General features: G+C 72.6%; 19 protein-coding genes. 9 read left to right on the top strand and 10 right to left on the bottom strand.

From position 1 onward, the window contains the following. The first annotated feature begins 207 nt into the window (after positions 1–207). A complete protein-coding gene (locus QQX13_RS00545) occupies positions 208–1,722 on the top strand; it encodes a M15 family metallopeptidase (RefSeq protein WP_301152075.1) in 1,515 nt (504 codons plus the stop codon). Here QQX13_RS00545 and QQX13_RS00540 read toward each other — a convergent pair. Next, positions 1,719–2,792 (bottom strand): beta/alpha barrel domain-containing protein, encoded by a 1,074-nt coding sequence (locus QQX13_RS00540; protein ID WP_301152074.1) that lies wholly within the window; start codon positions 2,790–2,792, stop codon positions 1,719–1,721. The genes QQX13_RS00545 and QQX13_RS00540 overlap by 4 nt on opposite strands. Positions 2,793–2,934: 142 nt before the next feature. Between QQX13_RS00540 and ppdK the strand changes: the two genes are divergently transcribed. After that, on the top strand, positions 2,935–5,658 hold the full coding sequence (gene ppdK / locus QQX13_RS00535) for a pyruvate, phosphate dikinase (RefSeq protein WP_301152073.1): 2,724 nt from the start codon (positions 2,935–2,937) through the stop codon (positions 5,656–5,658). 65 nt (positions 5,659–5,723) lie between these two features. Here ppdK and aceB read toward each other — a convergent pair whose 3' ends face one another. Next, entirely contained in the window at positions 5,724–7,343 is a 1,620-nt protein-coding gene (gene aceB, locus QQX13_RS00530) for a malate synthase A (protein WP_301144206.1), read from the bottom strand. Positions 7,344–7,370: 27 nt separating this feature from the next. Further along, positions 7,371–8,678 carry an isocitrate lyase gene (aceA, locus tag QQX13_RS00525; protein ID WP_301144205.1) on the bottom strand — a complete coding sequence of 436 codons (1,308 nt, stop codon included), beginning with the start codon at positions 8,676–8,678 and terminating at the stop codon, positions 7,371–7,373. Between the two features lie 134 nt (positions 8,679–8,812). On the opposite strand from aceA, the gene QQX13_RS00520 reads away from it, so the two are divergent. From QQX13_RS00520 to QQX13_RS00510, 3 genes are all read left to right on the top strand, one after another. Then, a complete protein-coding gene (locus tag QQX13_RS00520) occupies positions 8,813–10,282 on the top strand; it encodes an XRE family transcriptional regulator (RefSeq protein ID WP_301144204.1) in 1,470 nt (489 codons plus the stop codon). Positions 10,283–10,369: 87 nt separating this feature from the next. Continuing rightward, positions 10,370–11,044: a Pr6Pr family membrane protein gene (locus QQX13_RS00515; protein ID WP_301144203.1), complete on the top strand. Its 675-nt coding sequence runs from the start codon at positions 10,370–10,372 to the stop codon at positions 11,042–11,044. A 46-nt stretch (positions 11,045–11,090) separates the two neighbouring features. Beyond that, positions 11,091–12,938, top strand: coding sequence for a DEAD/DEAH box helicase (locus tag QQX13_RS00510; protein WP_301144202.1), 1,848 nt, complete (start codon positions 11,091–11,093; stop codon positions 12,936–12,938). 6 nt (positions 12,939–12,944) lie between these two features. Here QQX13_RS00510 and QQX13_RS00505 read toward each other — a convergent pair whose 3' ends face one another. The 5 genes from QQX13_RS00505 to QQX13_RS00485 form a co-directional block, all read right to left on the bottom strand. Then, positions 12,945–14,012: a VWA domain-containing protein gene (locus tag QQX13_RS00505; RefSeq protein ID WP_301144201.1), complete on the bottom strand. Its 1,068-nt coding sequence runs from the start codon at positions 14,010–14,012 to the stop codon at positions 12,945–12,947. After that, positions 14,012–15,034 (bottom strand): VWA domain-containing protein, encoded by a 1,023-nt coding sequence (locus QQX13_RS00500; RefSeq protein ID WP_301144200.1) that lies wholly within the window; start codon positions 15,032–15,034, stop codon positions 14,012–14,014. Before QQX13_RS00500 ends, QQX13_RS00505 begins: the two co-directional genes overlap by 1 nt. After that, complete coding sequence (locus QQX13_RS00495; RefSeq protein ID WP_301144199.1) at positions 15,031–15,924, bottom strand: DUF58 domain-containing protein; 894 nt, start codon at positions 15,922–15,924, stop codon at positions 15,031–15,033. The genes QQX13_RS00500 and QQX13_RS00495 overlap by 4 nt, the downstream gene beginning before the upstream one ends. 2 nt (positions 15,925–15,926) lie before the next feature. Continuing rightward, a complete protein-coding gene (locus QQX13_RS00490) occupies positions 15,927–16,904 on the bottom strand; it encodes an AAA family ATPase (protein ID WP_301144198.1) in 978 nt (325 codons plus the stop codon). A 74-nt stretch (positions 16,905–16,978) separates the two neighbouring features. Beyond that, a complete protein-coding gene (locus QQX13_RS00485) occupies positions 16,979–17,770 on the bottom strand; it encodes a S1C family serine protease (RefSeq protein WP_301144197.1) in 792 nt (263 codons plus the stop codon). A gap of 136 nt (positions 17,771–17,906) precedes the next feature. Here QQX13_RS00485 and QQX13_RS00480 point away from each other — a divergent pair, with 136 nt between their 5' ends. Genes QQX13_RS00480 through QQX13_RS00465 form a run of 4 tightly spaced genes read left to right on the top strand, consistent with a single transcriptional unit; the run spans position 17,907 to position 23,107 of the window. Beyond that, positions 17,907–18,902, top strand: a complete 996-nt coding sequence (locus tag QQX13_RS00480; RefSeq protein ID WP_301144196.1) for a phosphodiester glycosidase family protein — start codon at positions 17,907–17,909, stop codon at positions 18,900–18,902. 4 nt (positions 18,903–18,906) lie between these two features. Then, positions 18,907–20,010 carry a bifunctional glycosyltransferase family 2/GtrA family protein gene (locus QQX13_RS00475; RefSeq protein ID WP_301144195.1) on the top strand — a complete coding sequence of 368 codons (1,104 nt, stop codon included), beginning with the start codon at positions 18,907–18,909 and terminating at the stop codon, positions 20,008–20,010. Positions 20,011–20,070: 60 nt separating this feature from the next. Continuing rightward, entirely contained in the window at positions 20,071–21,453 is a 1,383-nt protein-coding gene (locus tag QQX13_RS00470; protein WP_301152529.1) for a pyridoxal phosphate-dependent decarboxylase family protein, read from the top strand. Positions 21,454–21,484: 31 nt separating this feature from the next. After that, positions 21,485–23,107, top strand: a complete 1,623-nt coding sequence (locus QQX13_RS00465; RefSeq protein ID WP_301152072.1) for a DHA2 family efflux MFS transporter permease subunit — start codon at positions 21,485–21,487, stop codon at positions 23,105–23,107. 9 nt (positions 23,108–23,116) lie between these two features. Here the strand turns inward: QQX13_RS00465 and QQX13_RS00460 are convergent, their stop codons facing one another. Next, positions 23,117–24,334 carry a cobalamin-independent methionine synthase II family protein gene (locus QQX13_RS00460; RefSeq protein ID WP_301152071.1) on the bottom strand — a complete coding sequence of 406 codons (1,218 nt, stop codon included), beginning with the start codon at positions 24,332–24,334 and terminating at the stop codon, positions 23,117–23,119. Positions 24,335–24,404: 70 nt separating this feature from the next. Beyond that, positions 24,405–26,162 carry a ubiquinone-dependent pyruvate dehydrogenase gene (poxB, locus tag QQX13_RS00455; protein ID WP_301152070.1) on the bottom strand — a complete coding sequence of 586 codons (1,758 nt, stop codon included), beginning with the start codon at positions 26,160–26,162 and terminating at the stop codon, positions 24,405–24,407. Positions 26,163–26,180 lie beyond the last annotated feature (18 nt).

The raw sequence follows: 26,180 nt of genomic DNA, 5'->3' as shown, positions 1-26,180 counted from the left end.
CGGATCACGACATCCCCGGCGTGTCGGCTCGCGGCAGCGAGGACCGGAGGTCCCGGACCCCGGCGGATGCAAGCGATTACACTGTCATGATCCGCCCGCGCAGGCCTCTTGCCGCGCGGCCGCTCCCCGTTCCCGATCAGAGACCGCTGCTTGATGCCCTTCCTCCCCCGCGCGCCCCGACCCACGGCAGCCGCGGCGGCTGCCGTCGTGTTCTTCACGGCAGGCGTGACCGCCGGCGCCGTCTACGACGAGGACCGCGTCACACGCGCCGTCGCCCACGCCAGGGCGATGGCCGACGAGGTCGAAGCCAGCCGAGAGCGGCTCGAGGGGTCGCTCGCACGGGCCGAGGCCGTCGCGGCCGACGCCGCCACGGTGGCGGCCTCGGGCGAGGTGGTGGACGCCAGCGTCGCCCTCGCCACCAGCGCCGACGCGGCCGCGCGCGCCGCGGAGCTACACCAGGTCGCGGTCGAGACCCCCTCGCTCGCGCTGGAGCTGCCGGTGCCGCTCGCCGTCGACGGCTCCGCGACCGGCGCGTCCGTGCTGGCCGGGCTCCACGAGCCCACCGCCACGTCCTCGGACTCGTCCTCGGCCGACGAGCAGACCGCGGACGCCCCGGTCGAGACGGAGGCGGCCATGGCCGCAGGTCACGATGAGGCCGACCTCGATGCGCCCGTGGTCGACGACGATGCGGTGGTCCAGGTCCTCTCCGGCGACATCGCGTCACCGGACGAGGCCTACGCGGCCGCCGAGCGGCTCGAGCGCGCGGCCGCGGACCTCGAGTCGGCGGCGCGGGAGATCGACGACACCGCCGACCGGCTCGCTGAGGCCGCCGCGGGCGCGACGCTGGAACGCGACGTCGCGACGCTCGCGGAGGCGCAGGCCCACGCGGAGAGCCTCGCCGCCGACATGAGCGACGACGCGAACCTGGTGGCGGAGCGCGTCCTCGACGGCGCGGCGGTCGAGGCCGTCCTCGACGCGGCGACCGCTCTCGGCAGCGTCGCGGCTACGGAGGTCGACGTCGAGGACCCCGATGCCGTCGCCCGCGGGCGCGAGACCCTCTCCGATGCCACCCGAACGCTGGAGGACGCCTACGCGGTGATGGAGGACTCGCACGCGGGCTGGGTGAGCGCGGAGAACGCGCGCCGGGCGGAGGAGAACGCTGCACGCCGCGACACCCATGAGCGCGCGGTCGCGGCGGCCGTCGACGAGCGGACCGCGCGCTACCTCGCGGCCGTCGCTCAGCATCAGGCCGGCTGGTCCGGCCAGCCCGCCGGCATGTCCTACGCGAACGGGCGCCTGCCCGCCGCGGCGCTCTGCCCGCTCCCGTTCGCCGCGAGCGCGCAGCTCAGCTGCGACGCCGCCACCGCCCTGATCGCGGCGGATGACGCCTACCACGCCGAGACGGGCGGACACCTGGTGGTCCTGAGCTCTTACCGGTCGTACGCGGCGCAGGTGAGCACCCGCGCGGCGCGGGCCGGGCTCGCCGCCGCGCCCGGGACGTCCAACCACGGCTGGGGCATGGCGGTCGACCTGGACGCCGCCTCCTCGGCATGGCTGCGGGCGAACGGCGCCGACTTCGGCTGGGTGCACCCCACCTGGGCCCGTGTCGGCGGCAGCAAGCCGGAGGCCTGGCACCTGGAGTTCGTCGCTCCCGGCGTGGGCCAGCTCGAGGTGGAGCCGCTCGAGCTCCTCGAGCCCGTCGACTCCCTGCTCGACGACTAGGCGCCGCGCGCGGCCCGCACCTCCGCGCCCAGCCCGGGACGGAACATCGCTCCGGTCGCGCTCATCACGGCGTCGGCGCCGGCGGCACGCATCGCGAGGTGGTGCGAGGCCTCCATCACTCCCCCGACGCCAACGATCGCGAAGCCCGCGCCCGCATCGTCCCTGAGCCTGGCGAGGCGGCGCACCATCTCCAGGCCCGCCCAGCGGATCGCGTCGCCGCACACGCCGGCCACCTCCCGGCCGGGCCCGGGCAGCGCCGGTCGCCCGGCGGCGTCCACGAGGCGGGCCGGGATCGTGTTGATCGCGGCGTACCCGTCGACGATCCCGGCGGTGGCGTGGACCAGGGCGGCCAGCGCGGAGTCGTCCGCGAAGTACGCCAGTTTGAGCAGGAGCGGGACGTCACCCACCTTCTCCTTGATCGCGCCGGCGATCCGCACCACCGCGGCGGTGTCGAAGCACAAGAGGTCGGCCGTGCCCTCGTTCGGGCAGCTCAGGTTCATCTCGAGGACCGGCGCACCGGTCTCGACCACGAGGGAGGCGGCGGCGACGTGATCCGCGACGTAGGCCGAGACCCGGTCCGCGGCCCCCGGTGCCGGGTGGGTGCCCTGGAACGAGCCGACGAGCAGCTGCCCGTCGCCTGCCGCCGCGACCGCGGCCGCCATGTCGGGCTGCCACTCGTCGGGGTCGCGCGATGGGACGCCGAAGGAGTTCGAGATGCTGGCCGTGCCGCGGAAGTCCGCGTCGGCGAGCATCGCTCCGCGTGCCGTCTCGAGCGACAGGTCGCCGCCGACGTGCACCCGGAGGGTGTTGGGGAACGGATGGCTCGGGTGGCTGCGCGTCCGGACCGTCTTGTAGACGTTCACGTCGTACCCGTGACGGAAGGCGGCGGCGCAGAACGCGGCATTCACCAGGGGGCCGGCGGGGATGCCGAACGCCCGGTGGACGGGACGGCCGAGGAAGCGCTCCGCGGGCGGCGCGACGGCGGCGACGCCCGGCTCGGCGAACGCCCCGAAGGGTCCGTTCGCATAGTTGTCCTCGTAGGAACGGAGCGGGTCGTAGAACGGCGTCACAGGCTCCGAGGCTAGCCGGGCGCCGGCCTCCCGCGCCGGGACCTCGACCGGGACCTCGGGCCATAGGTCCTGGCTCGTGCCTCGTGGGATGGACAGACTGGTGGTGTCGGCAACGGGGCCGACGTGTCCGCGGAGGTGCGCGATGGTGAAGTACGTCTTCGACTTCAGCGAAGGCAACAGGGACCTCAAGGATCTGCTCGGCGGCAAGGGTGCGAACCTGGCCGAGATGACCCGCCTGGGCCTGCCGGTGCCGCCCGGCTTCACCATCACCACCGAAGCCTGCCGGGCCTTCATGGCGGACGGAGCCGCGCCGCCCGAGCTGCGGGTCGAGGTGACCATGGCGGTCCGTCGGCTCGAGGACGCCATGGGGCGCCACCTGGGCGACCCCGACGACCCGCTGCTCGTCTCCGTCCGGTCCGGCGCCAAGTTCTCGATGCCCGGGATGATGGAGACGGTCCTCAACGTCGGCCTGAACGACCGCTCGGTCCACGGCCTCGCCGCCTACGCCGGCGACGAGCGCTTCGCCTGGGACTCCTACCGCCGGCTCATCCAGATGTTCGGCAAGACGGTGCTCGACATCGACGGCGAACTGTTCGCCGGCGCGCTCGACGCGCGCAAGGCGGCCCGCGGCGTCGCGGCGGACACCGCCCTGGATGCCGACGACCTCCGCCACCTGGTGGAGGACTACAAGGGGATCGTGCTCGATCGCACGGGCCGCGAGTTCCCGCAGGAGCCGCGCGAGCAGCTCGACATGGCGATCGAGGCGGTGTTCGGCTCCTGGAACACCGAGCGGGCGCGCCTCTACCGGCGGCGCGAGCGCATCTCCGACGACCTGGGCACCGCGGTCAACGTGGTCGCCATGGTCTTCGGCAACCTCGGCGAGGACTCGGGAACGGGCGTGTGCTTCACCCGCGACCCCGCCACGGGCCGCACGGGCTCGTACGGCGACTACCTGCCCAACGCCCAGGGCGAGGACGTCGTCGCCGGCATCCGGAACACCCTTTCTCTCGCGGACCTCGAGCGGCTGGACCCCGCATCGTCGCGGGAGCTCCGCCAGGTGATGCGGCGGCTCGAGAGCCACTACCGCGACCTCTGCGACATCGAGTTCACCATCGAGCGAGGCAAGCTCTGGATGCTCCAGACCCGCGTCGGCAAGCGCACGGCGGCGGCGGCCTTCCGGATCGCCAAGCAGCTGGTCGACGAGCACCTCATCACCATGGACGAGGCGCTCGAGCGGGTCACGGGCGCCCAGCTCAGCAAGCTCATGTTCCCGCAGTTCGACATGGAGGCCGCCAGGAACCTGCTCGCGACCGGCATGGCGGCGTCGCCCGGCGCGGCCGTGGGCGCGGCGGTGTTCAGCTCGGCGCGCGCGATCGAGTGGGCGGCCGGTGGCGGCACGCCCATCCTGGTCCGACGGGAGACGAACCCCGACGACCTGGGCGGGATGATCGCCTCGGTCGGCGTGCTCACCTCCCGTGGCGGCAAGACCTCCCACGCCGCGGTCGTGGCACGCGGCATGGGCACCACCTGCGTGGTCGGGGCGGAGGCCCTCGACGTCGACGTCGAGGCGCGCAGCTTCGCCGTCGGCGGCACCGTCGTGCACGAGGGCGACATCATCGCCATCGACGGGTCGACCGGCGAGATCTTCCTGGGCGAGGTGCCGGTGGTGCCGTCGCCGGTGGTCCGCTACCTCGAGGAGGGCCTCGACGCGGCGCTCGCCCACCTCGCGCCCGAGGACGAGGAGACGAGGGAACTGGTGAGCGCGGTCGACGCGATCCTGTCGCACGCCGACACCGCTCGGCGCCTGGGGGTCCAGGCGAACGCCGACACGGCCGAGGACGCGGCACGCGCCCGGATGTGGGGCGCGCAGGGCATCGGGCTGTGCCGCACCGAGCACCAGTTCCTCGGCGAGCGGCGCGTGCTCATCGAGCACCTGATCCTCGCGGCGGACGATGCGGCGCGGCAGGAGGCGCTCGACGCCCTGCTCCCCCTCCAGCGCCAGGACTTCACCGAGCTGCTCGAGGTGATGGACGGGCTGCCGGTGACGATCCGGCTGATCGACCCTCCCCTGCACGAGTTCCTCCCGGACCTGACCGAGCTCGCGGTGCGCGTCGCCCTCGCCAAGGAGCGCGGGGAGACGGGCGACGAGGTCGAGCGCGACCAGGTGCTGCTCGCTGCGGTGAACCGGATGCATGAGGCGAACCCGATGCTCGGCCTTCGCGGCGTGCGGCTCGGCATCGTCATCCCGGGGCTGTTCGCCCTGCAGATCCGCGCGATCGCCGAGGCGCAGGCGGCGCGCACCACGGCGGGGGGCACCCCCCACGCGGAGATCATGATCCCCCTGGCCGCGTCGATCATGGAGCTCCACCTGGTGCGGGACGAGGCCGAGCGCATCATCGCGGAGGTGTCAGCCGAGACCGGTGTCGAGCTGCACATCCCGGTCGGCGCGATGATCGAGCTGCCACGCGCCGCGCTCACCGCCGATCGCATGGCATCCGTGGCCGAGTTCTTCTCCTTCGGCACCAACGACCTGACCCAGACGACGTGGGGCTTCTCCCGCGACGACGTCGAGGGCGCGTTCTTCCACGACTACACGGAGAAGGGCGTGTTCTCGGTGTCGCCATTCGAGTCGCTCGACCGCCAAGGGGTCGGCCGGCTGGTGCGGATCGCCGCCGAGGAGGGTCGCGCCACCCGGCCGGACCTGCGCCTCGGCGTCTGCGGCGAGCACGGCGGTGACCCGCAGTCGATCCACTTCTTCCACGAGGCGGGGCTCGACTACGTGTCGTGCTCCCCGTTCCGGATCCCCGTCGCGCGGCTCGAGGCGGGCCGTGCCGCGGTGGCCACCGGCGGCGGCGACACCCGCTGACCGGAGCCGTCGAGGGGTGCGGCCCCAGCAGGACCGCACCCCTCGACCATGCCCCCCAGCCCCCCTCAGGCGGCGACCGGCACGCGGTCGGTCAGGTAGCGGGTGCAGCCGGGCAGCGTGACGAACGACGGGTACGCCTCCTCGAGGCAGGCCTCCGCGAGCAGCGCCGCCGCCTGGTCGAACAGCTCGCCGTCGGGGCGCTCGACCGTCGACATGGTCTCCGCCAGCATCTGCGCGACCAGCTCCCGCGTCACCGGGATCCCCTCAGAGGTCGTCGCACCGGTGCGGATCCACTGCCACAGCTGGGACCGGCTGATCTCCGCCGTGGCCACGTCCTCCATCAGGTTGTCGATGCCCGCCGCCCCCACGCCCCGCAGCCAGCTCTCGAGGTACCTGAGCGCGGCCGACACATTGGCCCGCACGCCCGCGAGGGTGATGCGGCCGCCGGGCACCGTGGTGTCGAGCAGGTCCGCGGCCGTGACGGAGACCTCCGACCGCTGGCGGTCGAGCTGGTTCGGGCGGTCGCCGAGCACCGCGTCGAACTCCGCCTGCGCGACGGCCACCAGACCCGGATGGGCGACCCAGGAGCCGTCGAAGCCGTCGCTGGCCTCCCGGCGCTTGTCCGCGGCGACCTGGGCGAGCGCCTTCTCGGTGGCCTCCGGGTCGCGCCGGTTGGGGATGAACGCGCTCATGCCGCCGATCGCCTGGGCGCCGCGCCGGTGGCAGGTCGACACCAGCAGCTCGGTGTAGGCGCGCATGAACGGCACCGTCATGGTGATCTGCGCCCGGTCGGGCAGCACGTGCTCGTCGCCCCGCTCGCGGTAGGTCTTGATGATGGAGAAGATGTAGTCCCACCGGCCCGCGTTGAGCCCGGCGCAGTGATCGCGGAGCTCGTAGAGGATCTCCTCCATCTCGAACGCCGCCGGCAGCGTCTCGATGAGCACCGTCGCGCGGATGGTGCCGTGCTCGAGTCCGAGCTCCTGCTCGGCGAGCGTGAACAGGTGGTCCCACAGACGCGCCTCCCGGTGCCCCTCGATCTTCGGCAGGTAGAGGTACGGTCCCGAGCCGCGCGCGATGAGCTCCTTCGCGTTGTGGAACAGGTACAGGCCCGCGTCGACCATCGAGGCCGAGCACGCGAAGCGGTTGCCGTGCTCGTCGACGTGCATGAGGTGGCGCGAGGCGAGGTGCCAGCCGCGAGGACGGAACACGATCGTCGGCGTGGTCTCGCCCAGGGTGTACTCCTTCCCGTCGGGTGACGTGTAGGAGATCTCTCGACGGATCGCGTCGCGGAGGTTGAGCTGGCCCTCGACCATGTTCGCGAACGTCGGGGTGTTCGCGTCCTCGTGGTCCGCGAGCCACACCCGCGCGCCCGAGTTCAGCGCGTTGATGGTCATCTTGCGGTCCGTCGGACCCGTGATCTCGACGCGGCGGTCCTCCAACCCGGGCCCGGGTCCCGCGACGCGCCAATGCGGGTCGTCGCGGACGGCCGCCGTCTCCGCGAGGAAGCCCAGGTCCGCTCCCGCGGCGATCGCCTCCTGACGAGCGTGACGGGCCTGCAGGAGGTCCGCCCGCTCGCCGGCGAGCTGCCGGTGGAGCGTGGCGATGAAGTCGAGCGCCTCGGGGCTCAGGATCTCCGCGTAGCGCGGGCCCATGGGCGCGTTCGTCGTGATCGTGGTGTGGCACATGATGGCTCCTAGGGATGCATGTCGGTGCTAGAACTGCTCGGCCTCGGTCGACCCGGCGAGCGCCAGGGTCGAGGCCGTCGGGTTGAGGGCGGTGGCCACCCGGTCGAAGTAGCCGGTTCCCACCTCGGCCTGGTGACGCGTCGCGGTGTAGCCGTGCGCCTCGGAGGCGAACTCCGCCTCCTGGAGCTCCACGTAGGCGCTCATCTGGGTCTCGGCGTACCCCCGCGCGAGCTCGAACATGCCGTGGTTCAGCGAGTGGAAGCCGGCGAGGGTGATGAACTGGAAGGCGTAGCCCATGGCGGCGAGCTCCCGCTGGAACGAGGCGATCTCCGCCTCGCCCAGGTGGCGCCGCCAGTTGAAGCTCGGCGAGCAGTTGTAGGCGAGACGCTTGTGGGGGTGCTCGGCGTGCACCGCCTCTGCGAACCGCCGGGCGAGCTCCAGGTCCGGAGCGGCCGACTCCACCCAGATCATGTCGGCGTACGGCGCGTAGGCGAGGCCGCGGGCGATCACCGGCTCGATGCCGTTCCGCACCTCGTAGAAGCCCTCCGCGGTCCGCTCACCGGTGAGGAAGGGGCGGTCGCGCTCGTCGACGTCCGAGGTCAGCAGCGTCGCCGCCAGCGCGTCGGTGCGGGCGATCACCACCGACGGGACACCCGCGACGTCCGCGGCGAGGCGCGCGGCGTTGAGCGTCCGGACGTGCTGCCCGGTGGGCACGAGCACCTTGCCGCCCATGTGCCCGCACTTCTTCTCCGAGGCGAGCTGGTCCTCCCAGTGCACGCCGGCGGCTCCGGCGGCGATCATGCCGTGCATCAGCTCGTACGCGTTGAGCGGACCGCCGAAGCCGGCCTCCGCGTCCGCGACGATCGGCGCCAGCCAGTCGCGGGTCGTGCCACCCTCGGCGTGCTCGATCTGGGAGGCGCGGAGCAGGGCGTTGTTGATGCGGCGGACGACGGCCGGCACCGAGTTCGCCGGGTACAGGCTCTGGTCGGGATAGGTCTGGCCCGACAGGTTGGCGTCCGCCGCGACCTGCCAGCCCGACAGGTAGATCGCCTTGAGGCCTGCACGGACCTGCTGCACCGCCTGGTTGCCGGTGAGCGCCCCGAGCGCGGCGACCCACTGGTCCGGGCGCTCGCGGTTGACCTGGATCATGTCCCACAGCGCCTCCGCCCCGCGGGCGGCGAGGGTGGCCTGCTCCCGGACCGGACCGCGCAGCGCGACGACGTCCGCGCCGGTGTAGTCACGGCGGATGCCGGTCCACCGGGGGTCCCACTCCCACTCGGACTCGAGCTCGGCTGCGGTCTGGGTCTGATCTCCGGGGCGGATCATGCTGGTCATCGGAAGCTCCTTTGCTCCTCGGGGTGTCCGTATGACCACGGTAGGAGGCACGTTCACCCGAATTCGCGGGGTGAGGCATCAGAACTTCTCGCGAATTTCTGGCCTTCGAAACGCTCGTGTGGCAGAGTCGCGGCATGAGCACGTCGACGACGACGGGAGCCGAGCACGAGGCCGGCCCCACGCCCCTGACCATCGGCCGGCGCATCCGCGCGCTCCGCACCGCGCGCGGCATGACCGTGCAGCAGCTCGGCGAGGCCTTCGGACGGGCGGCCTCGCAGATCTCGGTGATCGAGAACGGGCACCGCGAGCTGCGAGTGTCGGAGCTCCAGGCGATGGCCGCCGCTCTCGGCGCCTCGCTCGACGACCTCCTCGACCCCGAGCCGCCGTCCCGGCGCGACGCCCTGGAGATCGCGCTCGCGCGTGCCCAGGACGGCCCGCTGTTCGAGGCCCTGCAGATCCCGCGGCTGCAGGTGCGACGCTCGCTCCCCGACGCCGCCCTCGAGACCGTCCTGGCGATGCATGCCGAGCTGGTGCGCCTGCACGAACGTCGCGCGTCCACCCCGGAGGAGGCGCGCCGCGCGAACACCGAGCTCCGCGCCACCCAGCGGGAGCAGCACAACCACTACCCGGAGCTCGAGCGGGTCGCCGCCGGCCTGCTGGGCGCGATCGGGCACCACGGAGGACCGCTGTCGCACTCGGCCGCCTCCTCGCTCGCGTCGCACCTGGGCTTCACGCTGCACTACGTGCACGACCTCCCGGTCACCGCCCGATCGGTGACGGACGAGCGGCACGGCCGCCTCTACCTGCCCATCCGCAGCGACGGCGCCGACCGCAGGGTGGTCCTGCTGCAGGCGCTCGCCGCGCACGTCCTGGGCCACGAGGAGCCGCGCGACTACGGCGACCTGCTCCGCCAGCGGGTGGAGGCCAACTACCTCGCCGCCGCGCTGATGATGCCGGAGCGCTCCGCGGTCGACCTGCTCACCGCGGCGAAGGCCGTGCGCGACCTGTCGGTGGAGGACCTTCGCGACGCCTTCGCGGTGAGCTACGAGTCGGCCGCCCATCGCTTCACCAACCTCGCCACCGAGCACCTCGACCTCCCCGTGCACTTCCTCAAGGTCAGCTCCGCCGGGGTGGTCTCCAAGGCCTACGAGAACGACGGCGCCAAGTTCCCCCAGGACGCGCTCGGCAACGTCGAGGGTCAGCGCGTGTGCCGCCAGTGGAGCGCGCGCCAGGTGTTCGAGCGGGCCGACCGGTACGGGATCTACCACCAGTACACCGACAAGCCGAACGGCACCTACTGGTGCACGTCGGCGGTGCAGACCACCGGCGCGGGCGACCACTCCGTGTCGGTCGGTACCCAGTACGTCCACTCGAAGTGGTTCCGGGGACGCGACACGACCACGCGGCGCGCCTCGACGTGCCCGGACCCCGGGTGCTGCCGGGAGCCGCGACACGATCTCTCCGAGCGCTGGGACGGACAGGTGCGGCCCGCGGCCCGGATCAACTCGTCGCTGCTCGCCGCCACGCCCTCGGGCAACGCCACCGGCATCGATCGCGTCGCCGTGTACGAGTTCCTGGACGGTCAGGCCCCGCCGGACGGCTGACCGCCGGGGTCCCGACACACGCCACGGCGAATGTCACGTTTCCATCACGGTTGTGTAAAGTCTTCTTTTGTGAGCAAAGAAGCCGCCTTGACCATCACCCGCATCGTCGCCGCCCTCGGCATTGCCTCGGCTTTGGCGACGCAGGCCTGGGCGGACCTGTCCTACGGCACCTTCACCTGGGATCAGCTCCCCGGCTACTTCACGCCGCTCGCGAACGTCGCGGGCATCGTCGCCCTCCTGGGATCCGTCGGGCACCGGCGCCGCACCGAGCCCCGCTGGGTCGCGATCATGAGGGTCAACGCAGCGACCTACCTGGTGATCGTGGGGGCGGTCTACTGGGCCGTGCTCGCCCCCTTCACCGAGCCGATCTTCCCGTGGGCGAACGCGGTCATCCACGGCGGCTCCGCCGTCATCCTCGTGCTCGACTGGCTCGTGGTGGGCACCCGCCGGCGCCTCACCAGCCGGCACCTGTGGTCGGTCCTCGTCCTGCCCGGCATGTGGCTCGGCTACCTGATGGTGAGGGGCGTCGTCGACGGCTGGGTGCCCTATCCCTTCCTCGATCCCGCTCGCGGCGCGATCGCCGTGGCCGGGTCCCTGCTCGGCATCGCGGCCACCGGCGTCATCGTCGCCGGCATCCTTCACCTGCTCGGTGCCCTCCGGGGGCGCATCATGGCACCCGTGCCCGCACCTGCTCCGGCACAGGCGCGGCCCCATGAGGCGCGCCCGGTGACGCGTGGGCTGGGCTCGACCCAGCGAATCTGACCAGGAAAGCGCCCCGAAGGCCGCCTCGACCGCCTACCGTTGTCCTATGAGCTCCGAGAACGGCGAGGCGCAGGGCGCCGACCAGACCCCGCTGACCACCTTCGCCGACCTCGGGCTCGAGGGCCCCGTCCTCAAGGCGCTGTCGGACGTGGGCTACGAGACCCCGTCCGAGATCCAGGCGCAGACCATCCCCCTGCTGCTGAACGGGCTCGACGTGATGGGCCTCGCCCAGACCGGCACGGGCAAGACGGCCGCGTTCGCGCTGCCCATCCTCGCGCGGCTCGACCGGACCCAGAAGAAGCCGCAGGCGCTCGTGCTCGCACCGACCCGTGAGCTCGCGCTCCAGGTGTGCGAGGCCTTCGAGCGTTACGCGTCGCACCTCAAGGGCGTCCACGTCCTGCCCGTGTACGGCGGTCAGGCCTACGGGGTGCAGCTGTCCGCGCTGCGTCGCGGCGTGCACATCGTGGTGGGCACCCCCGGTCGCATCATGGATCACCTCGACCGCGGGACGCTCGACCTGTCGGAGCTGAGGTACGTGGTGCTCGACGAGGCGGACGAGATGCTCAAGATGGGCTTCGCCGAGGACGTCGAGACCATCCTCGGCTCCACGCCTCCCGGCAAGCAGGTCGCGCTGTTCTCGGCCACGATGCCGTCGTCGATCCGCCGCATCGCCGCGACCCACCTCAACGACCCGGTCGAGATCACGGTCAAGAAGAAGACCACCACCTCCTCGACCATCACCCAGCGCTACGTCGTGGTCTCGTACCCGCAGAAGCTCGACGCGCTCAACCGCATCCTCGAGGTCGAGAACTTCGAGGCGGCGATCGTGTTCACCCGGACCAAGAATGAGACCGAGACGGTCGCAGAGCGCCTGCGGGCGCGCGGCTTCGCCGCGGCCGCGATCAACGGCGACGTGGTGCAGGCGCAGCGCGAGCGCACCATCAACCAGCTGCGCGACGGCAAGCTCGACGTCCTGGTCGCGACCGACGTGGCGGCGCGGGGCCTCGACGTCGAGCGGATCACCCACGTGTTCAACTACGACCTGCCGATCGACACCGAGTCCTACGTGCACCGGGTCGGTCGGACCGGTCGTGCGGGTCGCACCGGCGACGCGATCAGCTTCGTGACCCCGCGGGAGCGTCGACTGCTCGCCGCGATCGAGAAGGCGACGCGGCAGCCCCTCACCCAGATGCACCTGCCCACGGTGGACGACATCAACGCCTCGCGCCTGTCACGCTTCGACGACTCGATCACGGAGGCCCTCGAGCAGTCGACGCGGATCGACCGCTTCCGCGACATCATCAACCACTACGTCGAGCACCATGATGTGCCGGAGGCGGACGTCGCGGCCGCGCTCGCGGTGGTCGCGCAGGGCGAGACGCAGCTGCTGCTCGACGATGCGGACGAGATGAAGCGCATGGAGCTCGCGCCCGACAAGCGCAAGGAGCGGCCGGGCCGCGAGGGCGACGGCGAGCGCGGCGGAGACCGCCGTCGCGAGGCCCGCTCCGGAGGCAGCTGGGTCGCCTATCGCATCAACGTCGGCCGCCGTCACAAGGTGGACCCGCGACAGATCGTCGGCGCGATCGCCAACGAGGGCGGGCTCGGACGTGACGACTTCGGCGCGATCACGATCAAGCCGGAGTTCTCCCTGGTCGAGCTGCCGGCGTCCATGCCGGCGGGCGTGCTCGACCGCCTGGCACGCACGCGCATCAGCGGCCGCCTGATCGAGATCCAGGTGGACCGCGGGCCCGGCGGGGCGCGCCGCGGGTCGGACCGGTCCGACCGGTACGGCCGCGACGACGCGCCGCGGGGCAAGGGCGGGCCGCGGCGCGACACCCGCGGCGGCCGCGACTCCCGTGACGGCGACCGCAGGGGCCGCGGCAACCGCTGGTAGCAGCCCCTAGGGGGTCGTCGCCGCGCGCTGCGGTCGCCGCGTGCGACCCCACCACAGGGAGAGCGCGACGCCGGCAGCGGCCGAGCCGGCAGCGCCCAGCACGAACCAGTTCCCGACGTCGACCTTCTCCTGCTGCACGTCGACCACCTCGGGCAGATCCAGCAGCACCTCGGTCAGGGAGTCCGCCGCGTCGGCGGAGAAGTACTCGCCGCCGGTGAGATCCGCGACCTCCTGCAGCGTGGCGACGTCGATGGTCTGACCACCGCCTCCCCCGCCGCCGCCCATCAGCTGGGAGGTGTCGACCTGCCCCGCGCTGCAGGACGACGAGGCGGACTCGGTTGTCCCGAAGCCGATGGTGTAGACGCGCAGCCCTCGGGCGGCGGCCTCCTCGGCGGCGGTCACCGGTTCCACTCCGGTGGAGTTGGAGCCGTCGGTGAGCACCACGATCGTCTCGGCGGCGTAGCCGGCGTCGTCGTCCTGGTCGGCGCTCGTGGACGTCGCCTCCACCTCCACGCCCGTGGGAGCCACGTCCGGGTCGATCGAGGCGATCGCGTCGATCGAGGCGAGGATCGCCTGCCCGATCGCCGTCCCCCGGGAGGTCGTCAGGGAGTCCACGGCCGCGACCAGGTCGTCCTTGTCCGAGGTGGGCGAGGCCACCACGCCGGCGATCGAGGAGAACGCGACGATCCCGATGCGCGTGCCCTCGGGCTGCGCCTCGATGAACTCGACGGCCGCCTCCTGAGCCGCGATCAGTCGGTTCGGGTCGACGTCGGTGGTGCACATCGAGCTCGAGACGTCGATCGCGAGCATCATGGTCGACTCGCTCGTGGCGACGTCGACGGTCGTCTGGGGGCGGGCGACGGCGACGCCGGCGAGCAGCATGCCGACGCCCAGCAGCGCGGCAGGCACCCACGTCCGGGCACGGGACGACGGCCCGTTCGCCGCGCGCGCGAGGCGCAGCGAGGAGACGCGGACGGCGGTGCGGCGCCGACGACGGCGCATGACCAGCCACACGAGTGCGAGCAGCGGGACCGCGAGCAGCGCGGCGAGCGCGAACGGCCAGGCGAGGGACATCAGAGGGGCCTTCCGGTGCGGATGATCATGAGGGAGCCGCCCACGAGCAGCACGACGAGCGCGGCGCCCGCGACGAGCGCCGTGACCTCCGTCTCCTCGGTCTGGGCCGTGACCCGCAGGTCCAGGCCCGCGGCCACGTCGTCCACCTCGGACGCGTCGGCGAGCTCGTGGTAGCTCCCGCCGGTGGTCTCGGCGACCTGGGTGAGGAGCGCCTCGTCGAGCGCCGTGGTGACGGTGTAACCGTCGACCTCGAGGGTGGTGCCCGCTGCGGTGCCCACCCCGATCGTCTCGATGTGGACCCCGAGCGAGGAGGCGAGCTCGGCGGCGGCCAGCGCGTCCGGTCCAGCGGTGTCCTCCCCGTCGGAGATGAGGACGATCGTGGCGTCGCCCCAGTAGCCCGGGTCGTCGGTCTCGGAGGTCGACGCGGCGGTGCCGGTGGAGGCCGCGGTCGCCGTGGTCTCCGTGCCCGACTCCCCCGACTCCGTCGCGCCGTCGAGCGTGACGGTCTCACCCGTGATCGCGCTCAGCGCGGCGAGGATCGCCTGCCCGAGCGACGTGGCGCCGGTCGCGCTGAGGGAATCGACGGCCTCCTCGGCCGCGAGGTGGTCCTCGCTCGGCGTCTGGGTGGCGAGCGCGCCCTCGGCGAAGGAGACCACGCCGATGTCGACGGTGGTCGGCTGCGCCTCGATGAAGGACACGGCGGCCGCCTGGGCCGCCGCGAGCCGGGTGGGGTCGACGTCCTCGGCTGTCATGGACGCGGAGGTGTCGACGGCGACCACGACCGTGCCCGCGGCGCGGGGGATGGTCACCACCGCCTGCGGCCTCGCCGCCGCCACGAGCAGCAGGGCGATGCCTGCGATCGCCAGGGCGATCGCGACGGTCCGCCCGCCCCCGCGGCGCACCACGAGACCCGAGGCCGCGAGGACCTCCCGGCGACGGCGCTCGACGAGCACCAAGGCGACCGCGAACGCGCCCGCGACGACCGCCGCGGCGACGATCCAGAGGGGTGCGAGGAAGCTCATGCGCGCCTCCCCTGTCGCCAGCGCGCGGACTCGACGACGCGCACCAGGATGGACACCAGGTCCTCGCCGGTCGAGACGGAGTGCCCCTCCGCCCCGGCGCGCCGGACGGCGGTGCGCAGCGCCGCGTCGCGGGCGGCCACCTCCTGCGCGTAGCGCGCACGGAAGGCGGGATCGGACGCGTCGACCAGGAGCTGCTCCCCCGTCTCGGCGTCCTCCAGCGCGACGGTGCCCAGCTCGGGCAGCTCGTCCTCCACGGGGTCGGTGATCCTGATCACCACCACCTCGTGACGGTGGGTGAGGCGCCTGAGGTCGCGCTCCCAGCCCTCCGCGCCGAGCAGGTCGGACAGGACCACGATCAGGCTGCGCCGGCGCACGCAGGTCGCCGCGAGGCGCAGCATGGCGGCGAGGTCCGTCTCGCCGCCGTGCCTCGGGTCCGGAGCCTCCGTCACCGCGCGGGCCACCAGGAGTGCCTGGTCGCGGCCGGACCGTGCGGGCAGGACCCGGGCCTGTCCCCCGTCGTAGAGGATCGCGCCCGCGCGGTCGCCCCCGCTGGTCAGCAGCCGGGTGATCGCGGTGGCGAGCTCCGCGGTCAGCGCGGACTTGTCCCGCTCCGCGGCGCCGAACCGCATCGAGGCCGACGAGTCGATCACGAGCCAGGCGGTGACCTCGCGGTCCTCCTCGTGACGCCGGACGTGGGGCTCGTCCAATCGGGCGGTGACCGCCCAGTCCATGTGGCGCGCATCGTCTCCCGGCACGTACGGGCGGACCGAGGCGACGTCGATGCCGTGCCCGCGCGCGAGCGAGCGGTGGGCGCCGAGCAGGCGCCCGTCGAGCCGTCGGAGGACGGTCCACTCGAGGCGCGCGAGCAGGCGCTCGGGTGCGGTCAGCATGGTCAGCCGGCCACCTTCGCCGGCTCCGGCACCGGCACCACGGCGAGAGCGCGACGCACCAGGTCGTCGGCGGTCACGCCGTCAGCGAGGGCCTCGTAGCTGAGGACGATCCGGTGGCGCAGGATGTCCAGCGCCAAGTGCTGGAGGTCCTCGGGCAGCACGTAGTCGCGGCCACGGAGCAGGGCGAGCGCACGACCGGCGAGGACCAGGTTGATCGAGGCGCGCGGGCTCGCGCCGAAGGTGACGTAGCGGTCGAGGTCGCCCATCCCGTGACGCGCGGGCTCACGTGTCGCCGCGGTGAGACGGACGGCGTACTCGAGGATCGCGGGGTCGGCGTAGATCCCCTGCGCCGCCTCCTGGAGCGCGACGAGCCCGTCGGGGTCGAGCACCTGCAGCGGGGCGGCGCCCGGCGTCACGGCACGCTCGACGATCACGAACTCCTCGGTCGGCGAGGGGTAGTCCACGACGACCTTCATCATGAACCGGTCCACCTGCGCCTCGGGCAGCGGGTACGTCCCCTCGTTCTCGATGGGGTTCTGCGTCGCCATCACCAGGAACGGGCTAGGGACGCGGTGGGTCTCGCGGCCGATCGTGACCTGGCGCTCCTGCATGACCTCGAGCAGCGCGCTCTGCACCTTGGCGGGGGCGCGGTTGATCTCGTCGGCGAGCAGGAGGTTCGCGAACACCGGGCCCAACGACGTCTGGAACTCTCCCGTGCCCTGGTGGTAGATCCGCGAGCCGACCAGGTCGGCCGGGACCAGGTCGGGCGTGAACTGGACCCGCTGGAACTGGCCGCCGATCGCCTTCGCCAGCGTGTTCACGGTGAGGGTCTTGGCCAGACCCGGCACGCCCTCCACCAGGATGTGGCCCTTGGCGATGAGCGCGACCAGGAGCCGCTCGAGCAGCTCGTCCTGACCGACGATCGTCTTCTTGACCTCGTAGAGCACCTGCTCGAGCGTGGCCTGGGGGGTGGTTTCCATGGGGGTGTCCTTCCGGTCGGACGATGCGGTGATGGGAGGGGTCGAGGGGTGGAGGGGGTGCGGATCGGGGATGGTCACTGCTGGGGCCCGCCGTCGCCGGGCTCGCCGTCCTCGCCGGAGCCGGCGAGCGCGGACTGGATGGGGACGGCGAGGCCCACGCCCGCGAAGGTGTCGTCGTCACCAGTGGTGAGCAGCGCGACCACGATCCCCACGACCGTGCCGTCGGAGTCGACCAGCGGTCCCCCCGAGCTGCCGGGGTTCACGGCGGCGTCGAACTGGATCAGCCCGGCCAGCTCCGTGCCGTCGGCGTCGAAGGTGCGGTCGAGGCCGGACACGATGCCGGACGACGCCGACCACGCGAGGCCCAGCGGGGTGCCGATCGCGAGCACGGCGTCACCCACGTCGAGGCCGCCGCCCAGGGTCGCGGGCACCACCACCTCGGGCAACGCGTCCGGCGTGAGCGTGGCGAGGTCCTGAGACTCGTCCGTGGATGCCACCGAGGCGCTCGCCTGCGTGCCGTCGGAGAACGTCACCGTGATGGATGAGGCCCCGTCGACCACGTGCAGCGCCGTCATGATCGAGCCGTCGGCGTTCACGACCACCCCGCTGCCGGTCGACTCGCCCGTCTCGACCACCACGACGGAGGGCGCGACCAGCGCGTAGACGTCCGCGACGGTCGGCTCCTCCGCGTCCTCCGCCGCAGCGGCGGACGCCGCGGCCGAGGGCGCGGCGGCGTCGGCCTCCGCGGTCGCGAGGCGGGCGCCCATGAAGGCGGCACCGAGCACGAGCGCGAGGGCGAGCATCGCGGCAGCCGCGACGGCGATCAGGCGCAGCGGGCGGCGGGCGAGGACGGGCGAACGGGTCATGGCCAGGACGCTAGGGACCGGATCCGAGAGTTCCCTGAGAACCCGCTCCGATCTCCCGGGCAACGTGCCTGGTGTCCGAGCCGATCCCCGGCCCGTCCTCAGCGAATCGTGGGTTCCGCTTCCTACGGTCGATGGCATGACAGCCCCGACCTGGCACCCCGCCGCTCCCCCGGAGCCGCCCGTCACGACGCCCACGCCTCGTCGCCACCGACTGCGCCGGAGGATCCTGGCCGCCGTCGCCGTCCTGCTCCTGATCCTCGGATCGATCACGGCGTGGGCGCTCGACCGCTTCGTCATCGACCATGTGGAGATCGCGGACGTCGCCGCCTACGAGGCGGCGCAGCAGGCGTCGACCACGGGGGCCACCGCCGACGACGTGACCACGTCCACCGCATCGTCCACCTCGACGAGCGACGGCGCCGACGTCACCATCACCCAGTACACCTACGGCACCGGGGACGATGCGGCGACCTACTACGTCGCGGACGTCACCTTCGACGACATCACCCAGCTGCAGAGCGCGTTCGCGAACAACGAGTTCGGGACGAACATCATCGCCGACCCGTCCGAGATCGCCGAGAGCGTCGGCGCGTCCTTCGCGATCAACGGCGACTACTACGGCTTCCGCGACACCGGCATCGAGATCCGCAACGGCGTGATCTACCGCGACGAGGGCGCGCGCACAGGCGCTGTGATCTACGCCGACGGCACCATGGAGATCTACGACGAGACCGCCACCACCGCGCAGGAGCTGGTGGATGCCGGCGCGTGGCTGACCCTGTCCTTCGGCCCCGCGCTCGTCGACGACGGGGCGATCGTGGACGGCATCGAGTCGGTCGAGGTCGACACCAACGTCGGGAACCACTCCATCCAGGGCGACCAGCCGCGGACCGCGATCGGGATGATCTCCGCGAACCACTACGTGTTCGTCGTGGTCGACGGACGCTCCGACTCGAGCGCCGGCGTGACCCTCACCGAGCTGGCCGAGATCATGGCGGGCCTGGGCGCCACCGAGGCGTACAACCTCGACGGCGGCGGCAGCTCGACCATGGTGAGCGACGGCCAGGTGGTGAACTGGCCCGGGGGCTCCGGGAACGAGCGCGGCACCTCCGACATCCTCTGGATCGGGTGACGCCATGTGGATCCTGATCCCCGCGTACGAGCCGGACACCCGGCTGGTCGCGCTCGTGCGCTCGCTGTCCGTCTCATGGCCCGTGCTGGTGGTGGACGACGGCTCCGGACCCGCGTTCACCCCGGTGTTCGACGGCGCCGGCGAGGCTGGCGCGGTGGTGCTCCGTCACCCTCGCAACCTCGGGAAGGCAGCGGCGCTGCGCACCGGATTCGCCTGGGCCGAGCGCCACGCCCCCGGACACATCGTGGTCTGCGCGGACAGCGACGGCCAGCACACCGCCCGCGACATCCGCGCGGTGGGGGCGGAGGCCGTCCGGCGGCTGGCGGCGGGCGAGCCCGACGCGATCGTCCTGGGCTCACGGGCCTTCGTCGGCGAGGTACCGCTGCGCTCCCGTGTGGGCAACAGGGCGACATCGGCGCTCGTGCGCGTGGCCGCGGGTGCCCGCATCGCCGACACGCAGACGGGACTGCGGGCGATCCCACCGGGCCTGCTGCGGTGGGCTCGCGGCGTCCCGGGCGAGCGCTTCGCCTACGAGCTCCGCGTGCTGCTCGAGGCGACGCGCCGGGGGATCGCGCTCGTCGAGGTGCCGATCGAGACGGTCTACCTGGACGGGAACGCGTCGTCACACTTCCGGCCCCTGGCGGACTCGCTCCGCGTCCTGGCGCCGGTCGCCACGTTCGCCGCGTCGTCGCTGGTCGCGTTCGGCGTGGACACCGCCGCGCTCCTCGTGCTCCACGCGGCCACCGGCAACCTGGCGGTGGCGCTCGCCGGGGCCAGGGTGCTCAGCGCGGGCACCAACTTCGCCCTCAACCGCCGCGCGGTGTTCCGCTCGGACGGTCGCGTGCTCCCTCAGCTGGCGCGCTACACGGTGCTCGCGGCGGCGCTGCTCGTGGCCGGGTACGCGGGCGTCGCCGGCCTCACCGCGCTCGGGATCCCGCTGCTGGCCGCCAAGGTCGCCACCGACCTGGTGCTCTTCGCCATCTCCTTCGCCGTCCAGAGGGCGATCGTGTTCGCACCGCGGCTTCGACGCACGCAAACGTCGCACGAGGCCTTCCCAACGCATGCATCTGGGCATGATGCGGAGGTTTCGCGCGCGGTTCACGCGTAGGGAGCCGCCTATCCTGTTCCCGTGAACAGCACGGGGGTGGGTCCCGCACAGCCCGAGAGGATGCACGCGATCTCCGAGGAGGCGCGGCGGATCGTCGAGTCCGTGATCGACTACTCGCGCCGCCGCGCGCTCTGGCAGGACATCCCTCTCGACCTCCCCGACTCACCCGAGCGGCTCGCGCTTCGTGCCTCCGGCTCGATCACCCGCACCGGGATCGGGGCCGAGGAGGCGCTGCGGCTCTGGGACCAGGAGCTCGCGCCGACCTGCCTGTCGACGGACCATCCCGGATACCTCTCCTTCATCCCGTCCGCCCCGAGCAAGGCGTCCATCGCGTTCGACCTGATCGTCTCCGCCTCCTCGATCTACGGCGGCTCCTGGCTCGAGGGCGCCGGCGCCGTGTACGCGGAGAACGAGGTGATCGCGTGGCTCGCCGAGGAGTTCGGCCTGCCGCCGGAGGCCGGCGGCGTCTTCGTGCAGGGCGGCACCATCGGCAACCTGTCCGCCCTGGTGGCGGCCCGGGACGTGGCCCGGCGGCGCAACGCGGCGGCCGGGAGGCCGAACCCGTCACGGTGGGTGGTCGTCTGCAGCGCCGAGTCCCACTCCTCGATCGCGTCGGCGGCGTCCGTGATGGACATCGACGTGGTCGGGATCCGCCCGGGTGCCGACGGCCGCCTCCACGCGGACGCGGTCGAGCGCGCGCTCGACGAGCACGGCGAGGCGGTCTTCGCGGTGGTCGCCACGGCGGGCACCACCAACTTCGGGATCATCGACGACATCGGCGGGATCGCCGAGGCGGTCCACGCGCGCGACGTCTGGCTGCACGTCGACGGCGCCTACGGCCTCGCGGGGATGCTGGTCGAGGAGATGCGCCCCGCGTACCGGGGCGTCGAGCGCGCCGACTCCGTGATCGTCGACCCCCACAAGTGGCTCTTCGCGCCCTTCGATGCCTGCGCGTTGATCTACCGCGACCCGCGCGCCGCCCTCCGGGCGCACACCCAGCACGCGGAGTACCTGGACACCCTCGCCGACGGGGGGATGGTGAACCCTTCCGACCTCGCCGTCCAGCTCACCCGACGCGCCCGCGGGCTCCCGCTGTGGTTCTCGCTCGCGACCTACGGCACCGACGAGTACCGCTCCGCCATCGGCTACGGCATCGCCCTCGCGCGGCGCATCGCCGACGAGATCGCCGCACGACCCGGGCTCACGCTGGTCCGCGAGCCCCAGCTCTCGGTCGTGGTGTTCCGCGTCGACGGCTGGGCGTCCGAGGACTACGGCCGCTGGTCGGAGCGCCTGCTCGAGAGGCAGCATGCGTTCGTCGTCCCCAGCTCCCACGACGGCGAGCCGGTGCTGCGGTTCGCGATCGTGAACCCGCAGACCTCGTTCGACCTGCTGTGCTCGATCCTCGACACGCTGGTCGAGGCGCGCGCCGACCGCGCTGCCTGACGCCCCCCGTCCGGGGGTGTTGACTGGGGCGGTGACCTCCACCCCGCCCCCCGCATCCGGACGGCGCCGCTGGGCCGCGCTGGTGTTCATCAGCGTGGCCGTCGCGCTCATCATCGTCGACTCCACCATCGTCAACGTCGCGATCCCGTCCATCGTGGATGACCTGGGGATCGACTCCACCGAGGTCCAGTGGGTCCAGGAGGCGTACACCCTGGTGTTCGCGTCGCTGCTGCTGCTGTTCGGTGCGATGGCGGATCGCTTCGGCCGACGGCGGCTGCTGCTGGTCGGCGTCGCGATCTTCACGGTGTCCTCCCTGCTCGCCGCCACGGCGCCGAGCGGCGAGCTGCTGATCGCGTCCCGCTTCGTCCAGGGAGTCGGCGGCGCGATGATCCTGCCCACCACGCTCTCGCTGCTCAACGCGACGTTCCGCGGTCGCGAGCGAGCGATCGCATTCGCGGTGTGGGGGTCGACCATCGGTGGCATGGCCGCCGTCGGGCCGCTGCTCGGCGGGTGGCTCACCACGGACTTCTCCTGGAGGTGGGCGTTCGGCATCAACCTGCCGCTGGGCATCCTGATCGTGGCCGGGGTCCTCGCGACGGTGCCGGAGTCGCGCGAGACCGCCAGGCGCGGGATCGATGTCGTGGGCGCGGCGCTCTCGGTGGTGCTGTTCGGCACGCTCGTGTTCGGCCTGATCGAGGGCCGCACCTACGGCTGGTGGACCGCGACCCAGACCTTCACGGCCGGCTCCTTCGCGTGGCCGTTCGCGCTGTCCCCCATCCCGGTCGCCTTCGGCATCTCGCTCGCCGCGGCTGTCGCCTCGCTGGTGTGGGCCCGAGCCCGCTCCCGCGCCGGGCGTCCCACGCTGCTGGAGCTCAGCCTGTTCGACATCCACTCCTTCCGCAACGGCAATGTGGCGGCGCTGGTGGTGTCCCTCGGAGAGTTCGGGATCATCCTGTCGCTGCCGCTCTGGCTGCAGTTCGTGCTGGGGTTCGACGCGCTGCAGACCGGGTTCATCCTGCTGGCGCTGGCCGGCGGCTCGTTCCTCGCGAGCGGATTCGCCGGAGCGATGGCGGGCCGGGTGGCGCCGGTGGCGGTGGTGCGGGCAGGCCTCGCGCTGGAGATCGCCGGCGTGGTGTGGACCGGGCTGGTGGTGCGGCCCGAGGCGCACTGGGGCTGGCTGGTGCCCGCCCTGCTCGTCTACGGGATGGGAGTCGGGCTCGCCACCGCGCAGCTGACGGGCGTGATCCTGCAGGACGTCCCCGTCGAGATGTCAGGCCAGGGCTCCGGCACCCAGTCGACGTCGCGCCAGGTGGGCTCGGCGCTCGGCGTCGCGATCCTCGGCACGGTCCTGTTCACGTCGACCGGTGCGGTCCTGGGCGACCGGCTCGAGACTGCCGGGGTCCCCGCCGCGCAGGCGGACCAGGTGGTGACCGCGGTGGTCGACTCGGCCGGCGCAGCGATCGCGGGCCTGGTCGCCGACCCCGCGACCGCGGAGGCAGGACGGGCCGCCCAGGAGGCGTTCTCGGACGGCACCCGGTACGCGGCCTTCACCGCGGCGGGGTTCCTGATGATCGGCCTCGCCGCGTCGTTCTCCCTCGGCGGCACGCGACGGCGGGACGATGCGGGAGCCGACAGGGAGGTGCCGGCCACCTGACGGGGTCCGTCAGCCGTCGAGCAGGGCGGCGGCGCGGCGCGCCCCCTCGCCGAGGGACTCGAGCTTCGCCCAGGCGATCTGCGGGTGGACCCTGCCGCCGAGGCCGCAGTCGGTCGAGGCGATCACGTTCTCCGGACCCACGATCTCGGCGAACCGCACGATCCGCTCGGCGACCAGATCCGGGTGCTCAACCACGTTCGTGGCATGGCTGACCACGCCCGGGAGGAGCCGAGTGCCCGCGGGCAGCTCCACGTCCCGCCACACCTTCCACTCGTGCTCGTGGCGGACGTTGCCCGCCTCGAAGGAGATCTCGGCCGCGTCGATCTCGGCGACCAGGTCGACGATGTGCCGCAGCTCGAGGTCCGTGGTGTGCGGGCCGTGCCAGGAGCCCCAGCACAGGTGGATGCGCACCTGGTCGCGCGGCAGGCCCGCGATCGCGTGGTTGATGGCGTCGATCCGGGTCCGGAGGAAGGCGCGGTAGTCCGCGACCGACGGCTCGGGGTTGATCTGGTCCCAGCTCTCGGCCAGCGACGGGTCGTCGATCTGCACGATCAGCCCGGCCTCGACGATCGCGCGGTACTCCTCGCGCATCACGTCGGCCCACGCCCAGATGTGCTCCTCCTCGGACGCGAAGTACGTGTTGCCGATGCGGGCCGCGCTGCCCGGCGCGAGCGACGTGAGGAACCCGGTGTCCAGGCCCGAGGCGTCGAGGCCGGCGCGCAGGTGCGCGACATCCGCCGCGATCGCGTCGTGACCGCGGTAGGACAGCGGGCCGACCGCCATGGGCCAGAACGGGGGCTCGCCCATCAGCACACCGGAGGTCGGATCGAAGTACGCCTCCGCGAACCGGACCCAGTCCCGCCGGTCCTGCATGGTGGTGAGCCGGATGTCGCCGGGGGTCGAGCGCACCGGCGCGGGCGGCGCAGCATCCGCGGGCGGCAGGGCGAGCCCGGCGGTGCGCTGGAACGAGTACGACCACCATGCGCCGAAGTCGTGCGCGGCGGTCATGGCCTTGCCGTACTCGCCGTCGCCGACGAGCGTGATCCCCACGTCCACCTGGCGACGCACGAGGTCGACCACGGCCGCCGCCGCGAGCTCGCGGTACTCGTCCGTCTGGATCAGGGTGAACCCGTCGTCCGCCAGCTCGAGCGCCGCGGTGGCGGCGACGAGCGCGGGCGTGCGCGGCAGGGAGCCGGACGTGGTGGTGGCGATGGTCAGGTCGGACATGGATCGCTCCTGGTCGAGGACGGCGGGACGGCGGGACGGCACCATTCTGCCGTCCGCCGTCGCCGTCGGATCACCGGGCGGGGATCGCGCCTCCCCGCGAGGCGAGCCGGCGCCACAGGTTCGTGTCGGCCAGGTCGAGGAGCTCGTCGCCGCGCCCGCTCATGACGGTGCGCAGCGCCCAGAGCGCGAAGCCCTTGGCCTGTGCGGCCTCGATCGACGGCGGCAGCGCGAGCTCCTCCCGCGCGCACACCACGTCCAGAAGCGCGGGTCCGTCGGCCGCGAGCAGGCGATCGACAGCGTCGGGCAGATCCGCCGGGTCCTCGACGCGGATGCCGGTCATCCCCATCGCCCGCGCGACGGCGGCGAAGTCCGGGTTCTCGAGGTCGGTGGCGTAGGTGGGCAGGCCGGCCGCCTTCATCTCGAGCTCGACGAAGTTCAGCGAGGCGTTGTCGTACACGACCACCTTGACGGGCAGGTGGTTCTGGACCGCGGTGATGAGGTCCCCCATCAGCATCGCGAGGCCGCCGTCCCCGGAGAGCGAGATCACCTGACGGTCACGGTCCTCGGCCTGGGCGCCCAGCGCCTGCGGGAGCGCGTTGGCCATCGAGCCGTGGTTGAAGGAGCCCAGGAGCCGGCGGTCGCGGGTCATCCGGATATACCGCGCCGCCCACACGGTCGGGCTGCCCACGTCGGCGGTGAACACCGCATCGTCCTCGGCCCGGTCGGAGAGCAGCCGGGTGAGGTACTGGGGGTGGATGGGCGCCTTGCCGTCGTCGTCGGCCAGCGCGTCGAGCTCCTTGCGGGTCCTGCGGTAGTGGCGCAGCGAGTCCTCCAGATGGTCCCCGTCGGTCCGCGCCCGCAGATGGCGCCCCAGCGCGGTCGCGGTGGGACCCACGTCCCCGACGAGCCCGAGATCGATGGGCGTGCGGCGACCGAGCTGCTCCCCGCGCAGGTCGACCTGGATGATCCTGGCGTCCTCCGGGTAGAACTGCCGGTACGGGAAGTCGGAGCCGAGGACGAGCAGCGCATCGGCCCGCAGCATCGCCCGGTAGCCGGAGGCGAATCCGATCAGGCCGGTCATGCCGACGTCGTACGGGTTGTCGTGCTCGAGATGCTCCTTGCCGCGCAGGGCGTGGACCACGGGCGCCTGGAGGCGCTTCGCGAGGGCCACCACCTCGTCATGCGCGCCCGCCGCTCCGGCGCCCGCCAGGATCGTGACCCTGTCGGCGCCGTCGAGCAGCTCGGCCGCACGGCGCAGCTCGTCGTCGCCGGGCACCACCACGGGCCGGCTCCGCCGGATGGGCGCCGACGCGCGCCGGTCCGGGGCGTCGGCGTAGAACACGTCGCCGGGGACGACGACCACCGCGACGTCGTCGTTCTCGACCGCGGCACGCATCGCGGTCTCGAGGACCCACGGCAGCTGGGAGGCGTCGCTCACCAGCTCGGAGTACACGCTGCACTCCCGGAAGAGGTCCTGGGGGTGGGTCTCCTGGAAGTAGCCGGAGCCGATCTGCTCGAGCGGGATGTGGGAGGCGATCGCGAGCACCGGGGTGCGGTTCCGATGCGCGTCGTACAGGCCGTTGATGAAGTGCAGGTTGCCGGGTCCGCACGATCCGACCGCGACCGCGAGCCCGCCCGCCACGGCCGAGTCCGCCCCGGCGGCGAAGGCCGCGACCTCCTCATGGCGGACATGGATCCACTCGAGACGACCGTCCCGCCGCATCGCCTCGCCGAAGGCGTTGAGCGAGTCCCCCGGCAGGCCCCAGACGCGGCTCACCCCGGCATCCACGAGCGTGTCGACGAACAGCTGGGCGACGTTGCGGGACATGGTGGCTCCTCACTGGCG

It is taken from the genome of Demequina lignilytica (genome assembly GCF_030418375.1).
In the GTDB taxonomy this organism is placed as follows: domain Bacteria; phylum Actinomycetota; class Actinomycetes; order Actinomycetales; family Demequinaceae; genus Demequina; species Demequina lignilytica.
The sequence above is the reverse complement of the archived record's forward strand: the minus strand, read 5'-3'. Positions and strand labels throughout refer to the sequence as shown.